Source organism: Ruegeria sp. AG7 (genome assembly GCF_056541545.1).
Map to the genome: position 1 here is coordinate 82,187 of NZ_JBQFYP010000007.1, position 14,922 is coordinate 97,108.

At 56.3% G+C, this 14,922-nt stretch carries 17 protein-coding genes; 1 reads left to right on the plus strand and 16 read right to left on the minus strand.

The features are described from left to right. Positions 1-40: 40 nt before the first annotated feature. Together ctrA and sciP are read right to left on the minus strand one after the other, a co-directional pair. Positions 41-757 (minus strand): response regulator transcription factor CtrA, encoded by a 717-nt coding sequence (ctrA, locus tag ACR0BF_RS11300; RefSeq protein ID WP_267364745.1) that lies wholly within the window; start codon positions 755-757, stop codon positions 41-43. Between the two features lie 85 nt (positions 758-842). After that, complete coding sequence (gene sciP, locus ACR0BF_RS11305; RefSeq protein ID WP_480624924.1) at positions 843-1,136, minus strand: CtrA inhibitor SciP; 294 nt, start codon at positions 1,134-1,136, stop codon at positions 843-845. 127 nt (positions 1,137-1,263) lie between these two features. Here sciP and mnmA point away from each other — a divergent pair, with 127 nt between their 5' ends. Further along, entirely contained in the window at positions 1,264-2,409 is a 1,146-nt protein-coding gene (mnmA, locus tag ACR0BF_RS11310; protein ID WP_480624925.1) for a tRNA 2-thiouridine(34) synthase MnmA, read from the plus strand. Here mnmA and ACR0BF_RS11315 read toward each other — a convergent pair. The 14 genes from ACR0BF_RS11315 to frr all read right to left on the minus strand — a co-directional run bounded on the left by ACR0BF_RS11315 (position 2,406) and on the right by frr (position 14,807). Then, a complete protein-coding gene (locus tag ACR0BF_RS11315; RefSeq protein ID WP_480624926.1) occupies positions 2,406-2,951 on the minus strand; it encodes a carboxymuconolactone decarboxylase family protein in 546 nt (181 codons plus the stop codon). The genes mnmA and ACR0BF_RS11315 overlap by 4 nt on opposite strands. A gap of 99 nt (positions 2,952-3,050) precedes the next feature. Next, complete coding sequence (locus ACR0BF_RS11320) at positions 3,051-3,626, minus strand: hypothetical protein (RefSeq protein WP_480516967.1); 576 nt, start codon at positions 3,624-3,626, stop codon at positions 3,051-3,053. Continuing rightward, positions 3,619-4,785: a lipid-A-disaccharide synthase gene (gene lpxB, locus ACR0BF_RS11325; protein WP_480624927.1), complete on the minus strand. Its 1,167-nt coding sequence runs from the start codon at positions 4,783-4,785 to the stop codon at positions 3,619-3,621. Before lpxB ends, ACR0BF_RS11320 begins: the two co-directional genes overlap by 8 nt. Beyond that, on the minus strand, positions 4,785-5,579 hold the full coding sequence (locus tag ACR0BF_RS11330; protein ID WP_480603668.1) for an LpxI family protein: 795 nt from the start codon (positions 5,577-5,579) through the stop codon (positions 4,785-4,787). The genes lpxB and ACR0BF_RS11330 overlap by 1 nt, the downstream gene beginning before the upstream one ends. Positions 5,580-5,583: 4 nt before the next feature. Further along, positions 5,584-6,369, minus strand: a complete 786-nt coding sequence (gene lpxA / locus ACR0BF_RS11335) for an acyl-ACP--UDP-N-acetylglucosamine O-acyltransferase (protein WP_480516961.1) — start codon at positions 6,367-6,369, stop codon at positions 5,584-5,586. After that, positions 6,366-6,839, minus strand: a complete 474-nt coding sequence (gene fabZ / locus ACR0BF_RS11340; RefSeq protein ID WP_480624928.1) for a 3-hydroxyacyl-ACP dehydratase FabZ — start codon at positions 6,837-6,839, stop codon at positions 6,366-6,368. The genes lpxA and fabZ overlap by 4 nt, the downstream gene beginning before the upstream one ends. 73 nt (positions 6,840-6,912) lie before the next feature. Beyond that, positions 6,913-7,491, minus strand: a complete 579-nt coding sequence (locus ACR0BF_RS11345) for an OmpH/Skp family outer membrane protein (RefSeq protein WP_480493217.1) — start codon at positions 7,489-7,491, stop codon at positions 6,913-6,915. Between the two features lie 6 nt (positions 7,492-7,497). Further along, positions 7,498-9,858: an outer membrane protein assembly factor BamA gene (gene bamA / locus ACR0BF_RS11350; RefSeq protein WP_480624929.1), complete on the minus strand. Its 2,361-nt coding sequence runs from the start codon at positions 9,856-9,858 to the stop codon at positions 7,498-7,500. Between the two features lie 128 nt (positions 9,859-9,986). Then, positions 9,987-10,115, minus strand: a complete 129-nt coding sequence (locus tag ACR0BF_RS11355; protein WP_267364732.1) for a hypothetical protein — start codon at positions 10,113-10,115, stop codon at positions 9,987-9,989. Between the two features lie 79 nt (positions 10,116-10,194). Continuing rightward, on the minus strand, positions 10,195-11,547 hold the full coding sequence (gene rseP, locus ACR0BF_RS11360; RefSeq protein WP_480624930.1) for an RIP metalloprotease RseP: 1,353 nt from the start codon (positions 11,545-11,547) through the stop codon (positions 10,195-10,197). Between the two features lie 4 nt (positions 11,548-11,551). Next, entirely contained in the window at positions 11,552-12,724 is a 1,173-nt protein-coding gene (gene dxr / locus ACR0BF_RS11365; protein WP_480624931.1) for a 1-deoxy-D-xylulose-5-phosphate reductoisomerase, read from the minus strand. Next, positions 12,724-13,506 carry a phosphatidate cytidylyltransferase gene (locus ACR0BF_RS11370; RefSeq protein ID WP_480545597.1) on the minus strand — a complete coding sequence of 261 codons (783 nt, stop codon included), beginning with the start codon at positions 13,504-13,506 and terminating at the stop codon, positions 12,724-12,726. The genes dxr and ACR0BF_RS11370 overlap by 1 nt, the downstream gene beginning before the upstream one ends. Continuing rightward, positions 13,503-14,234 carry an isoprenyl transferase gene (locus ACR0BF_RS11375; protein ID WP_480553445.1) on the minus strand — a complete coding sequence of 244 codons (732 nt, stop codon included), beginning with the start codon at positions 14,232-14,234 and terminating at the stop codon, positions 13,503-13,505. Before ACR0BF_RS11375 ends, ACR0BF_RS11370 begins: the two co-directional genes overlap by 4 nt. A 9-nt stretch (positions 14,235-14,243) precedes the next feature. Then, complete coding sequence (frr, locus tag ACR0BF_RS11380; RefSeq protein ID WP_480472657.1) at positions 14,244-14,807, minus strand: ribosome recycling factor; 564 nt, start codon at positions 14,805-14,807, stop codon at positions 14,244-14,246. Between the last annotated feature and the right edge of the window lie 115 nt (positions 14,808-14,922).

The window sequence follows — 14,922 nt, forward strand, 5'->3', positions numbered from 1 at the left end:
AAGTGCCGCCCTGGACTACCAGCGACACAAACGGTTCAATTCAGAGGCCGACCGCCATTCGCGTCTCGTCCAATGTGTTGCTTTGCGGGTCGCGCAACACGTAACCCCGGCCCCAAACGGTTTCGATATAATTCTCACCACCGGTTGCATTGCTGAGCTTTTTGCGCAGTTTGCAGATGAAGACGTCGATGATCTTCAGCTCGGGTTCGTCCATGCCGCCATATAGGTGGTTCAGAAACATTTCCTTGGTCAGAGTCGTACCCTTGCGCAAGCTGAGCAATTCCAGCATCTGGTACTCTTTTCCTGTCAGGTGCACGGTTTTTCCGTCCACCTCGACGGTTTTGGCGTCCAGGTTAACGGCCACGCGACCTGTGTGGATGATGGACTGCGAATGCCCTTTCGACCGGCGGATGATGGCATGGATACGGGCCACCAGTTCTTCACGGTGGAAGGGCTTGGTCAGGTAGTCATCCGCGCCAAACCCGAAGCCTTTGATCTTGCTGTCCGTATCATCTGCACCCGATAGAATCAGGATCGGTGTTTCCACCCTGGCAATCCGCAACTGGCGCAACACTTCATGCCCGTTCATGTCCGGCAGATTTAGGTCCAGCAAGATCAGGTCGTAATCGTAGAGCTTTGCCAGATCGATACCTTCTTCGCCAAGATCCGTTGCATAGACGTTAAGGTTCGCATGCGTCAGCATCAGTTCGATGCTTTTGGACGTGGTCGGATCATCCTCGACAAGAAGTATACGCATTTTCACTGCTCCAATTCGGGTCAATAACTCCAATTAAAATTAAACCTGACCAAGAATGGTTAATCTGACGTTACCGTTGAATCATTTATTCCCGCTCTCCTATAGGTTGTCGATACTTTTTTAAGGCCGTGGCTTTCAAAGCCTCGACACCGTGTTCCGCGACCAGGGAAACCCAGCCGTTGAATTCTTCGTCGCTGATCCCGTATTTCTGTTTTGCCTCAGACAGGCTGATCAGCCCGTAAAGTACCCCACGCACGACCAGAATCTTGCGCGAGGCCACCCACCGCCTTGTGCTTGTCGGCGGCAGATCGGCGCGTGTCAGTATGGACCCATCCGGCAGAGAAACAGACCTTGGCCCTTCCACTTTGTGCAAATACATCGCTTTACCCTCTTTGCTGCATCAAAGCTGGCACCAGCCTACTTAAGGTCGTATGAAACCGCCTCTTGAGAGTGTGTAGAATTTTCCTATATTCTGCCGGTCTTTCTTAACCCGACAGGAACCGCCAATGGCCCTCGACACCGAGCCCCCGCTGAACTCGCTTGGCTTTGCCAAACCGCCCTCGGAAACGCGGGTGGTTGTGGCCATGTCGGGGGGCGTCGATAGCTCTGTTGTCGCAGCCTATCTGGCCGATCAGGGCTATGACGTGGTCGGTGTGACACTGCAACTCTATGATCATGGAGCGGCTCTGGCCAAGAAAGGGGCGTGCTGTGCCGGGATCGATATCCACGATGCGCGCCGCGTGGCAGAAGAGCGTGGGTTTCCCCACTATGTTCTGGACTACGAAAACATCTTCAAGGACGCGGTGATCGATGAGTTTGCAGAAAGCTATCTGGCAGGCGCAACACCCGTACCCTGCATTCGCTGCAACGAGCGGGTAAAATTCAAGGACCTGCTGGAAACCGCCAAGGATCTTGAGGCCGACTGTATGGCCACCGGGCACTATATCCAGCGCAAGATGGGGCCAAACGGCCCGGAACTGCACAGCGCCGAAGATGCCAACCGGGATCAATCCTATTTCCTGTTCTCGACAACGCCGGAACAGCTTGATTTCCTGCGCTTCCCGTTGGGTCATTTGCCTTCAAAAGACGCGACCCGCGAAATGGCGGCTCAATATGGGTTGTCTGTGGCGGACAAGCCTGACAGTCAGGACATCTGCTTTGTGCCCGACGGCAATTATGCCAGCGTCATTGAAAAGCTGCGCCCCGGTGCTGCGGAGCCGGGCGAGATTGTTCATGCCGATGGCCGCGTTCTGGCACAGCATAACGGTGTGATCCATTACACGATCGGCCAAAGGCGTGGCTTGGGCATCGGCGGTCTGAGCGAGCCGCTTTATGTGGTCAAGCTGGACGTGGACAAGAAACAGGTCGTTGTCGGCCCCAAAGAGATGCTGGCAACGCGTGTCGTCCCCGTGCGTGAGATCAACTGGCTGGGCGATGAACCCTTCACTTCTCGCGAAGAATGGCACCTGTCAGTCAAGGTCCGTTCGACCCGCCCCCCGCGTGAAGCCATTATTCGACCGCTGTCCGAAACCACTGCCGAGGTTGAATTGCTGACACCCGAAGAAGGCATCTCGCCCGGTCAGGCCTGCGTCTTCTATGCCTCAGAAGGTAGCCGCATCTTTGGCGGCGGCTGGATCTGGCGTGGGTACTAGGCTGAAACCGGTTCAACCTCGGGTTCGATCTGGATCTGAAGTGCATCGTTGAACCGGTTGAATGCACCGCACAAAGCGATGCGCCAGGTTAACTCGACAATCTGGGCATCGCTGAACCATTCCCGCAAGTCGGAAACCTCGGCGTCGCGCATGCGGCCTGATCGTGTCGTTACCGCCTCGGCGTATCGCACGACGGCCTTGTCGCACGCGTCCAGCTCGGGGTGGTTGTCAACATCTGGCAAACGCGCCGCGCCTTCGGGACTGAGACCAGCAACTGTCAACAGCGGAGTATGATGCGAGACGCAGTAGTCACAGGCGTTCAGTTTGGAAACCGTCACCATGGCCAGTTCCAGCGCACGACGCGGCAAGGTCTGCTGTTCCCGTAACGCTGTTAGCATCCCTGCGACATGTTCCAGAACCGGTGGACAATGTGCGGCGACCCGGGCCCAATTGTCGAACGGACCATAAGCGCCCAAAGCCGCATGAGACGCGCGTGTCTCGTCTGCCATCTCGGCGTCTGACAAAGGGGGAATGCGGGTCATGATGAAAGCTCCTTTTTTAGAGAGGATACTTTAAGTCCGCACCGCTGCAACAGACGGTCGCGGATCACAAACCCGAGACGGAACGCCGGAACAAATTTCTTACAGGGCGTCCGTAGGCGAATTGAAAAGGATATAGAGCCCAACGCAGACCATGATATATGGGGCGACCCTATCCATTCGGGCGACGCGTGGCCCCAGGCTTTTGGCCCGAGGGGCGCCCCAGGCGGCGGTAAAGACCAGCACGGAAGCGGCCAGTGCTGCGCCAATCAAGGCGGCAACGCGGTATGAGGGGGTAGAATCCGCCAATAACGGTGTCATGACCGCGAAACTGTCAATCGACAGGCTCAGGAACAGGGTAACCACCGAGGTCACGGCCCCTTTTGCCTCGGTTCCTTCAGAATTGGCCCCGAAAAGCTGCCTCCAGATACCGCGCAGACCAAAGGCCAGTGGCACAAGACCCAGAAACCCGATCCAAAACGGCGCGCCGCTCTGGTCAACGCCCAAGGCGACAGTCATGGCCAATGTCAGAACAATTGTTTGCGCGACGGCAAAGCCAATGATGGCGCGGCGCTGCTCGATCACCAGTATCAAACCCAGCAAGACGGCCAGATTGTCCAGATTGGTGGAAATCATGGCAATCCCGGCTGAAGCGGCGAACAGCGTGTGATCAAGCATGCTCAATCTGCATTCTGTCCAGCACAGCTCGTGCCGCCCGCAATCCCGGAGCTTCTCCTCCGCGCCCCAACCTTTCCATTGTCAGGTTCATCGCAAGTTGCTGAGCGTCGGGGGCATTGGTCACATCATGCAGGGCCTTGGCGATCTTTTCTGGCTGGCAATCGTTCAGCAGGCATTCAGGCACGGCGCGTGTTTCAGATACCAGGTTGACCAATGTAACAGTGTCCAGCTTGACCATGCGTTCAGCCATTTTCTGGGTCAGCCAATTGAGCTTGTAGGCGATCACCATGGGTGTATTCTGCGCGGCCAGTTCCAAAGAAACCGTACCCGAAGCGGCCAGCGCAATACGTGCTGTGCCAAAGGCCGCGCGTTTTTCGATGGTGGCTTGCCCGGCCCCGATTTGGCGCGGGTCGAGCACTATTGGTGCGCCCGGCCAGTTTTGCGTCATATCGTTGACCAGATCAGTTGTTGCACCCACGGTTGGAACCACGACGCGATAACTGGGATGATCCGTCAAAAACAGCCGCAATGCCTCACCAAACGTGTCTGCCAGGCGCTCGATCTCACCCCGGCGCGATCCGGGCAGAGCCAGCAGGACTGGTGCATCCCCTAGGTCGTACCTGCTCCGGATTGCTGCAATCTCAGCCTGTGTTGCCGTCGGTTCGCTGGCAACTGGATGGCCGACAAAGTCACACTCCATCCCTGCCCGCTCCATGTATGGCGGCTCGAACGGAAGCAGTGCCAGCACATGGTCGATGACCTTTGCCATTTTATCCGCTCGCCCCGGACGCCAGGCCCAGACACTGGGCGCGACGTAATGCACGGTGCGGATATCACTGGCGGCTTTGACGATTTTGGCGACACGCAGGCTGAAATCGGGGCTGTCGATGGTGATCAGAACGTCCGGCCGCGTGTCCAACACTGCTTGCGCGGTCTCCGAGATTCGACGCTTGAGGTGGAAAAACTTCGGCAGAACCTCGATCAAACCCATCACCGAAAGTTCCGACATCGGAAACCGGCTGGTCAGCCCCTGAGCCGCCATCAAAGGTCCGCCCACCCCGTCGAATTCAATATCGGGGATCAGGGTGTTCAGCCCCTCCATCAGCGCGGCGCCCAGCCGATCGCCCGAAGGTTCACCGGCGACCAGAAAAACACGCATCAGACCGCTCGCTCGCGGATATACAGGAACAGCCCAAGACGGTTACATTCGGCGATGACCTGTTCTTTTTCCAAAACCAGCACACCGCCCTTTTCCAGAACGATGCCAGACAAGCCTGCCGCGACCGCATCCGTGACGGTGTCGGGCCCGATGGCAGGCAGATCAGCACGCCGATCTTGATCGGGCTTTGGGCCTTTGAACAGTATGCCGCCCCCCGCATCCGGGCGTTGTGTCAGGGACTGAAGCATCCAGGCGGTTCCAAAGATGCCTTCGATTGCCAACACCTGCCCTTTTGAGACTGCACAGGCCTGACCAATATCCGCAGCCCCCATGGCCCGCAGAATTCCGGCAGCGCGGTCTGCATCTGCCATATCACTCTCGGATGGGTGCACATCAGTCAGACAGCCCAAAGGCGGCAACAGGCCAGGGGCGATTTCATGCGCGGCGCACACCCGCAATCCTGCGCCTTCCAACAGGCCAATGACAGCCCGCAAGGCTCCGTCATCACCCGACAGCATGGCCTGCTGGATCACCGGAACCAATGGCATCGTTGCCGCGTCAATACGTTTAGGATCAACCTTCGGGCGCCGAACTGCGCCGGCCATGCAGATCTCGGTCACGCCCTTCGCCTGAAGCCCGGCGATAAAACTGCCAAGCTGTTCAAGCGGAAACACGATATCTGCGACCAGATCATCCGGCAGGAAACCTTCCATCGCGCAGATCAGCGGACGTTCCGCCAATTGGGCAACCAATTCGGTCGGCAGCGCCCCGGTTCCCGCAATCAACGCAAGCATGTTCCTATTTCCTCGGTGTCAGGAACGACCGATCGCTGTGTCCGGTGACAAAATCAACGATCCGCTGCACATAGTCGCTGTCGTTACCCTGACCAAGACGGTAGGCGCGATCCATGAACGTTCCTTCGCCTTCAGACAACTCCTTGAACGCGGCACGCAGTGCAGAGATGTCTTCGCGCGAAACACCTTTACGCTTGAGACCCACGAGGTTCAGACCTTCAAGCTCACCCCTGGATGCTTGTACCAGTCCGTAGGGAATGACGTCTTTGGGCACCATGGTGAGCGCACCGATGATAGCCCCACGTCCAACGCGCACCCATTGGTGCAGGCCCGAAATGCCACCGACGATTACATCATCCTCGACGATACAGTGACCAGCTGCGCCCGCGTGGTTCACCATGATAACCCGGTTGCCGATCTGTACGTCATGGGCCACATGAACACCTGCCATAAGCAGGCAATCATCCCCGATCCGGGTTACGCCACCGCCGCCTTCGGTTCCGGTGTTGATCGTTACATGCTCGCGAATGCGGTTGCGCTGACCGATTTCAAGGCGTGTGTTTTCACCGCCGAATTTCAGGTCCTGAGGAATCTCACCGATCACCGAAAAATTAAAGATCACGGTGTCTTCGCCAATCGATGTATCACCGGTCACAACGACATGAGACTTCAACTCGACCCGATCAGCCAGTTTTACATTGGCGCCCACATAGCTGAAAGGACCGATGATGCAATCCTGCCCGATCTGCGCTCCGTCTTCGATAATCGCGCTGGGATGGATACCGCTCATGTTGTTTTTTCCATATCCCAATCGACATAGGCCGAGAATTCTGCCTCGGCGGCCACTTCACCATCAACAGTTGCGCGGCCGTTGAATTTGAAAAGCTTGCCACCCTTTTTGCCGCGAACCGTTTCGACATGCATTTCTAGCACGTCGCCAGGAACAACTTTCCGGCGGAATTTACACTTGTCGATGCTCATGAAATAGATCAGCAAATCGGTGTCGATGACATCCATACCCACGCCCAGCATCACGCCTGCGGTCTGCGCCATCGCCTCAACGATGGTAACACCTGGCATGATCGGAGTTCCCGGAAAATGCCCCTGGAAATGCGGCTCGTTCATGGTGACGTTCTTGATACCGCGGGCCGATTGATAGCCAGAGATGTCAACCACCTTATCGACCAGCAAAAACGGATAACGATGCGGCAGGATCCTTTGGATCAACTGAATATCGGCGCTTTTGGGTTCCGTTGTCATGATGCAGGTATCCCGTTCTGAATGTTTCTTTTTCAGCGTGGTTAGCAATACAGCCTCGTAAGGGCAAGCGAACCTATTCGCTCTTGTCTTTTTGCAGCCCGCTGCCATCGCCAATTGCCGTGTTTACACGGGTTATCGCAGCTTCTGTGATATCTGACGTGCTTACAACGACATTGGAACGTTCGATGATCACGCTGGCCCCAAAGTCGCGCAGCAAATCAACAAGGATCGGACGAACTATTTCAAAGAACGTCTGTTGCGCCTCTTCGCTGCGACGCGCCAACGCGTCAAGCTTTGCTCTTTGCCCATCACGGTGGGACTGCACCTTGACATCGAACGCTTCGGCCAGAGGTCGAAACTCTTCGGCTGGCATGGTTGCACGCTTTTCAGTCAGGTCTTTTTCCTCGCGGCTGAGTTCCGCGACGATCCGTTCATTTTCTTCCGCAAGCATCGCGCTTTCTTTTTCGATCTCGCGCAAAACACGCTGCCCGAATGCCGAATTCTTGAACAGCTGCTCGCCGGACAATGTGACCACGCTGGCTTGCGGAACACCCAGTTGCTGTGCTTCAGCCGAAGGGGCCTGAAACAGCATCAAAAATGCACACAGGGCCCAAAGCGGGCCCTGTATCAAGGTAAAGAACCTGTTCGTCATCGCAGATCAGAACCGTGCCTGAATGGTCAGGTCAAAGTTCTGTTCCTTGTCGAACGTTTCCTTTTTCAGAGCCTTCGAGAAGTTGAACTGCAAAGGTCCAAACGGTGTTTCCCACAGGACCGAGATGCCGATTACGTGACGAATGGACCCGTCTGCACCAAGGATATTTGCCCCTGCGGTGTTCACATCGTTGATGTTGTATAGGTTTCCAACATCATAGAACAGACCGCCCCGCAGGCCCAGCTCCTCGGGCAGACCCAAGGGGAAATCGGTTTCAAAACGCGCGACCCAGTAATAGTTGCCACCGATGGCATCATCCTGGCCATTGGACAAATCACGCGGGCCAATACCGGCCGGTTCAAACCCGCGGAAGGTACGAGGCCCCAAAACAAAGCGGTCAACAGCGCGGCTGAAACCATCGCCAGTCCAATTAAACGCACCCAGTTCCAGTGTTGCACGCAGAACGACTTCTTCGTTCCAGACCCGTGTTTGGGCGATCCCGCGAGCGGTGGTTTTGAAGTATTTGTTATCGCCACCAAGACCCGCCGCGTCGACGCCAACCTCGAACAGAACGCCTGAATTCGGGTCCAGACCACCGATCCGGCTGTCATAGATGTATGACAGTCCCAGCGAGCTGGATGTCCGTTTCCCCTGCGCAATCTCAGACGCAATCACCGCACCGTTGACCTGATCGCTCTGCTGGGTCATCTCGCTGCGGTCCCAGTCATAGCGCAACCGAAGAGCAGAAAGTTCGCCGATTGCATAGGTCAGTTGAGGTGTGAAAAACAACGAGCTCGTGTCGTAACTTGCAAAGCCGGAATTGGTTGCCGACAGACCCAGTCCAAGGTCGAAACGCAGCTTTCGGCCCAGCAAATAGGGCTCGGTAAAGTTAATCGTGTACTGTTCTGAATCCTGTGCTGTCGAGATGGACACACCAAGATTCTGACCGCGTCCCAGGAAGTTCGCCTCGTTCAGGCCGATTGCAATCCCGAAGCCGTCTGTGACCGAGTAGCTGCCGCCAAGGCTCAGAGAGCCTGTAGGCTGTTCTTCGACATCAACATCCAGAATGACCTGGCTGGGTGACGACCCTTCCCGAGGCTCAACTTCCGCAACCGCAAAGAACCCAAGCGCATTGATGCGTTCCGCGGCTTGACGGATTTCACGCGGGTTGAACGGGTCACCTTCGACGGTGTCGAACTGACGGCGGATCACACGGTCCAGCGTGGTGGTGTTGCCTTCGATATCGATCCGCTCAACAAAAATACGCGGACCCTTCGTCAGAACAAATTCGACGTCCAGGGTAAGATCTCGGTCATTGCGCGTCACACGCGGTTCAACACGCAGGAAATCAACGCCCTGCTTCAACCCAAGGCGCTCTTGCCGCGCGATCGAGTTTTCCACCAGCGTCGGCGTATAGGTCACGCCAGGTTTGATTTTCAGCGCATCCTGATACGGCGCCGCATCGACCCCGGCGATTTCGCTAACCGTCGTTATCTTTCCAAACGAGAACTTTTGGCCTTCGGTGACGTTCATCACCAGAAAGAAGGCATCCCGTTCGCGGGTAAATTCGACGTTGGCGCTGTTCACACGGAAATCGATATAGCCCCGCGACAGGTAGAAATCGCGAATGACTTGTTTGTCGAATTCGATGCGGTCGCCGATAAACGTGTCGTTGCGGAAGAATGTCCGCAGAAACGTTGCCTGTTTGGTTTCCAGTACCCGGCGCAGCCTCCGGTCCGAAAAGGCGCGGTTGCCGACAAAGCTGACGCGCTCGACCTCAATGGTCGTGCCTTCTGCCACTTCAAAGACCAGATCGACCCGGTTGTCGCTGCGACGGATGATGCGAGGAATGACAGTTGCCGCGACACGACCCTGGGCCGAATACACTTCGGCGATCGTGTCAGCATCCGCTTCGGCCGCCTGAGGCGTAAAAACCCGGCGTGGTTGCGACGAGATCACGTCCAGAAGAACGTCGTCTTTGACGCGAGCATTCCCTTCAATGCTGATCTGGTTGATCGTTGGGTATTCCTGAACCTGAATGACCAGAGTCGTGCCGCGCGGTGTCAGTTCGACTGTTTCAAATACACCACTGTCAAGCAAACGCTGATAGGCATCGTTAAGCTGTCCGGCCGTTACGGTCTGGCCCGGTTCGATTCCGGTACGAGCGATGATTGTCCCGGTTTCGATCCGGCGATTCCCCTCAACATCAAACGAGTTGATCGTGTAGCTTTGCGCCGATGCCGCATGTGGAAACGCCAGTAAGCTTACCGCAACAAAAAGGAAAAAAACCGTTAGCGCCTGCCACAAAATATTGTTTATCGGCTTATGCCCCCCGCAGGATGTGCCTGCGTCTCGCCTGTCAGTCATTTTATGCTTTACCCAGAATTTTGAGACTTTAATGCTGAGTAACGGGATTGAATGAGCTTGTCAAAAGGCGATATCGAAGCAGTCAGGCAGACAGCCACGGGACAACAGACCTACGATTTAGCCGAGAATCACATTCCCGCCAGATAGGCGGCCCCAGCCATTGCCAACGCTGTAACGGCAAAGCTCAGCATAACGTCCCAATTCAACATGAACAGGAAGCTAAAGCTTTGATACGATTTTTTCAGCGTTTTGGACATTACTGTTCCCTTTTGACGGGAATACTGTAGCGCTGAAATATGGCGGGAATGCGGCTGGAATTTGCTCCAGCCGCCACATTCAGCAGAACAGGTCGTTGCTGACCGAAAACAGCATCAGCGTCAGAATGGTCGCAATTCCAATGCCCATGAGTATGCGCAACGCCCGGTCGCTGGGTGGTTTCCCGGCAATGGCCTCGTAGGCGTAGAAAACCAGATGCCCGCCATCCAGCGCCGGAATGGGAAACAGGTTCAACAAGCCTACGGCCGTCGAAAGGACAGCAATGAAGAAGATAAAGTTCTGCGCCCCCTGGCTGGCCATCGCCCCCGAGGTTTCGGCAATTCCGATTGGCCCCGAGATGTTGCAGGTGCTGATTGCGCCCGTCACCATGTGCCACATGCCGGACAAGGACCCTTCGATGATGCGGCCTGTCTGGATGACACCGCCCTTTAGGGAATCGAAAAGACCAGCCGGTACCGTAGCAGGCTCCAGCATCATGCCACCGACGATTCCGATGCGCCAATGGGTGACAAAACCACCATCAGGCTGCGGTTCATCCGTGCGCCGGGGCGCCAGGGCAAATTCCAACTCGGACCCATCTCGCCAGACCTCAAGCAGTAAGACGCGACCGTCTGATCCTTCGACATGATCCTTTAGCTGATCGAAGGCAAAGATCGGTTCACCATTGACCGAGGTGATGACATCCCCTTGCTTCAGCTGGATATCCATAGCCGCGCTACGCGGGGCAACCTGGCGGATCAGCGGCGGGAACATCCATGGGGCCTGAACCTCAAGAGGTTCACCGTCCCGGATCACAGAATAATCCAGAACCGGTTGAACAGGAAGGTCGTCGATGAACTCCTTCCATGCGCCTTCTTCGTCATAGTCCGGTGTCGGACGACCGGCGATAGCCGTAATCACATCTCCCTCGCGCAATTCCTGCACGGTGCCTGGCAAAGGCTGCAACGCGCCAACGGTCAGGGGTTCACGCGAAACGCCCTGTGACCAGAAGATCAGGCCAAAAACCAGAATGGACATGGCGAAATTAAAGACCGGGCCAGCCGCGACAGTTGCTGCCCGTGCCCATAACGGGGCGCCGTGCATGGTGCGGCGCAACTCCTCAGGATTTTGGGTCGCGATGTCTTCCATCGCCTCTTCATCCTTGCCCGAGGCTGCATTGGCATCGCCCAGAAACTTTACATATCCACCAAAAGGCAATGCTGCGATCTGCCACTTGGTTCCGCGCTTATCCTTGCGGCTCCAGAGCACCGGCCCGAACCCGAGCGAGAAGACTTCGGCATGGATACCCGACCACCTGCCCACAATGTAGTGGCCATATTCATGCACGGCCACAATGACCGACAGCGCAATAACAAAGGCAACAATCGTCCACAGCAGATTGCCGAATTGCGGGATCAGGGAAAGTACGTCCAAAATTCTATCCTGCTCGTTCCATCACAGTGTTATCGACCCACTGACGTGCCAGATGGTCGGTTTGCTGTACGTTATCAAGTGTCATCGGGGCATCAATAAGGCCACCCGTTGCGTCAAACCTGTCCAATACGGCAGAAACGGTGTCCGCCATATCAAGAAAGCCGATCCGGCGCGCAATGAAGTGATCCAGCGCGCGTTCCTTGGCGGCATTGAATACCGCGCCGGCCAGCCCACCGCACTCCATGACGTCCCAAGCAAGTTTTAGGGCTGGATAGCGAGTGAGATCCGGTTCGTTAAAGCGTAGCTGAGCCAGCTTTGCCAGGTCCAGCCGCTGAACCGGCAGCTTCTGCCTTTCCGGCCAGTGCAACGCATACCCTATGGCATGGCGCATATCGGGGGCGCCCATATGTGCCATCATTGCGCCATCTCGAAACCCGACCATTGCATGGACAATGGATTCAGGATGAACCAAAACTTCGATTTGATCCGGAGATACTCCGAAATATTCTTTTGTTTCTATTACTTCCAACGCCTTGTTGAACATCGAGGCACTGTCGATTGTGATCCGCTGTCCCATATCCCAATTCGGATGGCTGGACGCTTGTTCGACGGTGGCGTTTGCCAGATCCTTCAGCGGCCAGTCGCGGAACGCTCCGCCACTTGCGGTGATAATCACGCGTTCGACCGTTTTGATATCTTCGCCAACCAGCGCCTGAAACACGGCAGAATGCTCACTGTCGACCGGAAGCAAACGCGCGTCATGGTTTTTGGCAGTTTCCAGAACCAGTGATCCGGCGCAGACCAGTGTTTCCTTGTTGGCCAAGGCCAGTGTCGTCCCTTGTTTCAGGGCTTCGATCCCAGGCGCAAGGCCCGCTGCCCCAACGATTGCTGACATGACCCAATCCGCCGGACGCGCGGCAGCCTCGGCAATTGCGTGCGGCCCGGCCGCCACTTCGACCCCACTGCCTGCCAAGGCGACGCGCAGGTCCTCCAACCTGTCTTCGTGTGCCGTGACAGCCAGATCGGCGCGCAACCGACGAGCGTCATCGGCAAGTTGTTGAATATTCGCACCGCCGGTAAGCGCCACCACATCATAGCCTTCGGGATTACGCGAAATCAGATCAAGCGTGTTTTGCCCGATCGAACCCGTGGCGCCAAGAACGGAAATCCGTCGCATTACATCTCACCCGGCGTGTACAGAAGCCCTGCGATCAGAACAAACACCGCAGCCCCCATCATGCCGTCGAACCTATCCAGAAAGCCGCCATGGCCGGGGATCAGGTTCGAACTGTCCTTGACCCCGAACTTACGTTTGATCGCGCTTTCGATTATGTCACCCGCCTGGCTGGCCATTGATGCGAAAACGGAAACAACAACAAAGGCAAATCCGAAACCCGCGTGGCTTGCGAAGGCGATACCGACACAGGCCGCGGCAGCCCATCCGCCTGCCGTTCCAGACCATGTTTTCTTGGGGCTGACCTTTGGCCAGAACTTGGGCCCTCCGACCATTTTGCCCACAAAATAGCCCGCCACATCCGTGGCCACCACCACCGCTATCAGCCAGACCATCCAGCCAAATCCCGAGTTTTCGCGAATGGAAATGAATCCCAGACCAGCCGCAACAATCCAGACCGCGAACAAGCCGTATAAGGTTTTCGAACGACCGATCTGTCCCATACCCACCAAAGCTGGCGCAAGCACGACAGGGAGCGTGTATAGCGCCGGCAGGTGGTAGCTGAGGATAACGGCAAACGCAGTCAGAACGCCCAACTGCACGGCCACACCCTGGCTTTCAGGGTCAATCATCCGGACCAGTTCCCAGGTCATCAGGCCACAAGCAGCTGCAATGAAGACCTCGAACCAGAGACCGCCAAGCCAGACTTCGATGGCCCCTATCGCAACCAGAACGGCGGCAGAAAGGACCCGGCTCGTCAGATCAGACCACCGGCCATCACTCATGCCAGAACCGCCCCGTACCGGCGCTCTCTGGCCCCATAGTTGCGACATAGCCTTTCGAGTTCTGCCGCGGTGAAATCCGGCCACAACGTATCTATAAATTCATACTCGGAATAGGCGGACTGCCACAGCAGAAAATTTGAAATCCGTGCTTCGCCACTGGTTCGAATGACAAGGTCGGGATCCGGAAGAACGCGTGTATCCAGATACTTAGGCAACGTTTCTTCATCCACATCCTCGGGTTTAAGCTGCCCGTCGGCCACATCCCGCGCGAGACGTTTGGTGGCGCGCGCTACCTCGTCCCGACCGCCATAATTCAGGGCGACCGTCAGATGAACAAGGTCGTTGTCCTTGGTTTCTTCTTCCAGTGAATCCATCAATTCGATCAGTTTTGAATCCAACCTTACCCGATCACCTATGAACCGAACCCGGATGCCATTATCTGCCAGGGTCCGTGTCTCCTTGATGATGTAGCGCCGAAACAGGCTCATCAACCCGGCCACCTCAACCTGCGTTCGCTTCCAGTTCTCGGTCGAGAATGCAAACACAGTCAGGTACTTGATCCCCAGATGTGGACAGGCCTCGACAACCTCGCGAACACGCCGCGCACCGGCATGGTGCCCAAACAGCCTGGGGCGACCACGCGCCTGCGCCCAGCGGCCATTGCCATCCATGATGATAGCGACATGGCGCGGGCCGCAGACCGGATCGGTTTGGGGATCTTTCGGCATCAGACCAGATCAGACCTGCATGATTTCAGTTTGCTTGGTTTCAAGCGCCGCATCTACAGCCTTGATCATCGCATCCGTCAGATCCTGCACTTCGCTTTCCCACAGCTTCTGGTCGTCTTCAGACATACCGTCCGCTTTTGCCTTCTTGATCTGATCCATGCCGTCCCGGCGCACATTGCGGATCGCGATCCGGGCGCTTTCCGCATATTGGCCAGCGACCTTGCCCAGTTCACGGCGACGCTCTTCGTTCAACTCGGGAATCGGCAGCATTATGATTGTGCCGTTCAGCTGCGGGTTGATGCCCAATCCGCTTTCGCGAATGGCCTTTTCAACCTTTCCTACCAATGACTTATCCCACACATTTATAGTGACCATGCGCGGCTCTGGGACGTTGACGGTGCCCACCTGGTTGATCGGTGTCGTCGAGCCGTAAGCGTCTACCATAATAGGCTCAAGCATCGAAGCCGATGCGCGCCCGGTTCTCAGCGAGGCAAATTCGGTTCTCAGATTGGCCATTGCGCCATCCATGCGGCGTTTCAGGTCATCGGTGTCCAGTTCGAAGTCGTCAGACATGCTGCTCACTCCCCGTATTCAGGTACTCTTTGGATGGGTCTTACGCCATCACATTTGGGATGTATAGCAATCATGAGGCGGTTTTGTACCAATGGCCAGAGGTGTTGCGATCAAT

Coding starts and splice junctions, on each gene's coding strand:
- ctrA (WP_267364745.1), bottom strand. CDS start 757: ATGCGTATACTTCTTGTCGAGGATGATCCGACCACGTCCAAAAGCATC.
- sciP (WP_480624924.1), bottom strand. CDS start 1,136: ATGTATTTGCACAAAGTGGAAGGGCCAAGGTCTGTTTCTCTGCCGGAT.
- mnmA (WP_480624925.1), top strand. CDS start 1,264: ATGGCCCTCGACACCGAGCCCCCGCTGAACTCGCTTGGCTTTGCCAAA.
- ACR0BF_RS11315 (WP_480624926.1), bottom strand. CDS start 2,951: ATGACCCGCATTCCCCCTTTGTCAGACGCCGAGATGGCAGACGAGACA.
- ACR0BF_RS11320 (WP_480516967.1), bottom strand. CDS start 3,626: ATGCTTGATCACACGCTGTTCGCCGCTTCAGCCGGGATTGCCATGATT.
- lpxB (WP_480624927.1), bottom strand. CDS start 4,785: ATGCGTGTTTTTCTGGTCGCCGGTGAACCTTCGGGCGATCGGCTGGGC.
- ACR0BF_RS11330 (WP_480603668.1), bottom strand. CDS start 5,579: ATGCTTGCGTTGATTGCGGGAACCGGGGCGCTGCCGACCGAATTGGTT.
- lpxA (WP_480516961.1), bottom strand. CDS start 6,369: ATGAGCGGTATCCATCCCAGCGCGATTATCGAAGACGGAGCGCAGATC.
- fabZ (WP_480624928.1), bottom strand. CDS start 6,839: ATGACAACGGAACCCAAAAGCGCCGATATTCAGTTGATCCAAAGGATC.
- ACR0BF_RS11345 (WP_480493217.1), bottom strand. CDS start 7,491: ATGACGAACAGGTTCTTTACCTTGATACAGGGCCCGCTTTGGGCCCTG.
- bamA (WP_480624929.1), bottom strand. CDS start 9,858: ATGACTGACAGGCGAGACGCAGGCACATCCTGCGGGGGGCATAAGCCG.
- ACR0BF_RS11355 (WP_267364732.1), bottom strand. CDS start 10,115: ATGTCCAAAACGCTGAAAAAATCGTATCAAAGCTTTAGCTTCCTGTTC.
- dxr (WP_480624931.1), bottom strand. CDS start 12,724: ATGCGACGGATTTCCGTTCTTGGCGCCACGGGTTCGATCGGGCAAAAC.
- ACR0BF_RS11370 (WP_480545597.1), bottom strand. CDS start 13,506: ATGAGTGATGGCCGGTGGTCTGATCTGACGAGCCGGGTCCTTTCTGCC.
- ACR0BF_RS11375 (WP_480553445.1), bottom strand. CDS start 14,234: ATGCCGAAAGATCCCCAAACCGATCCGGTCTGCGGCCCGCGCCATGTC.
- frr (WP_480472657.1), bottom strand. CDS start 14,807: ATGTCTGACGACTTCGAACTGGACACCGATGACCTGAAACGCCGCATG.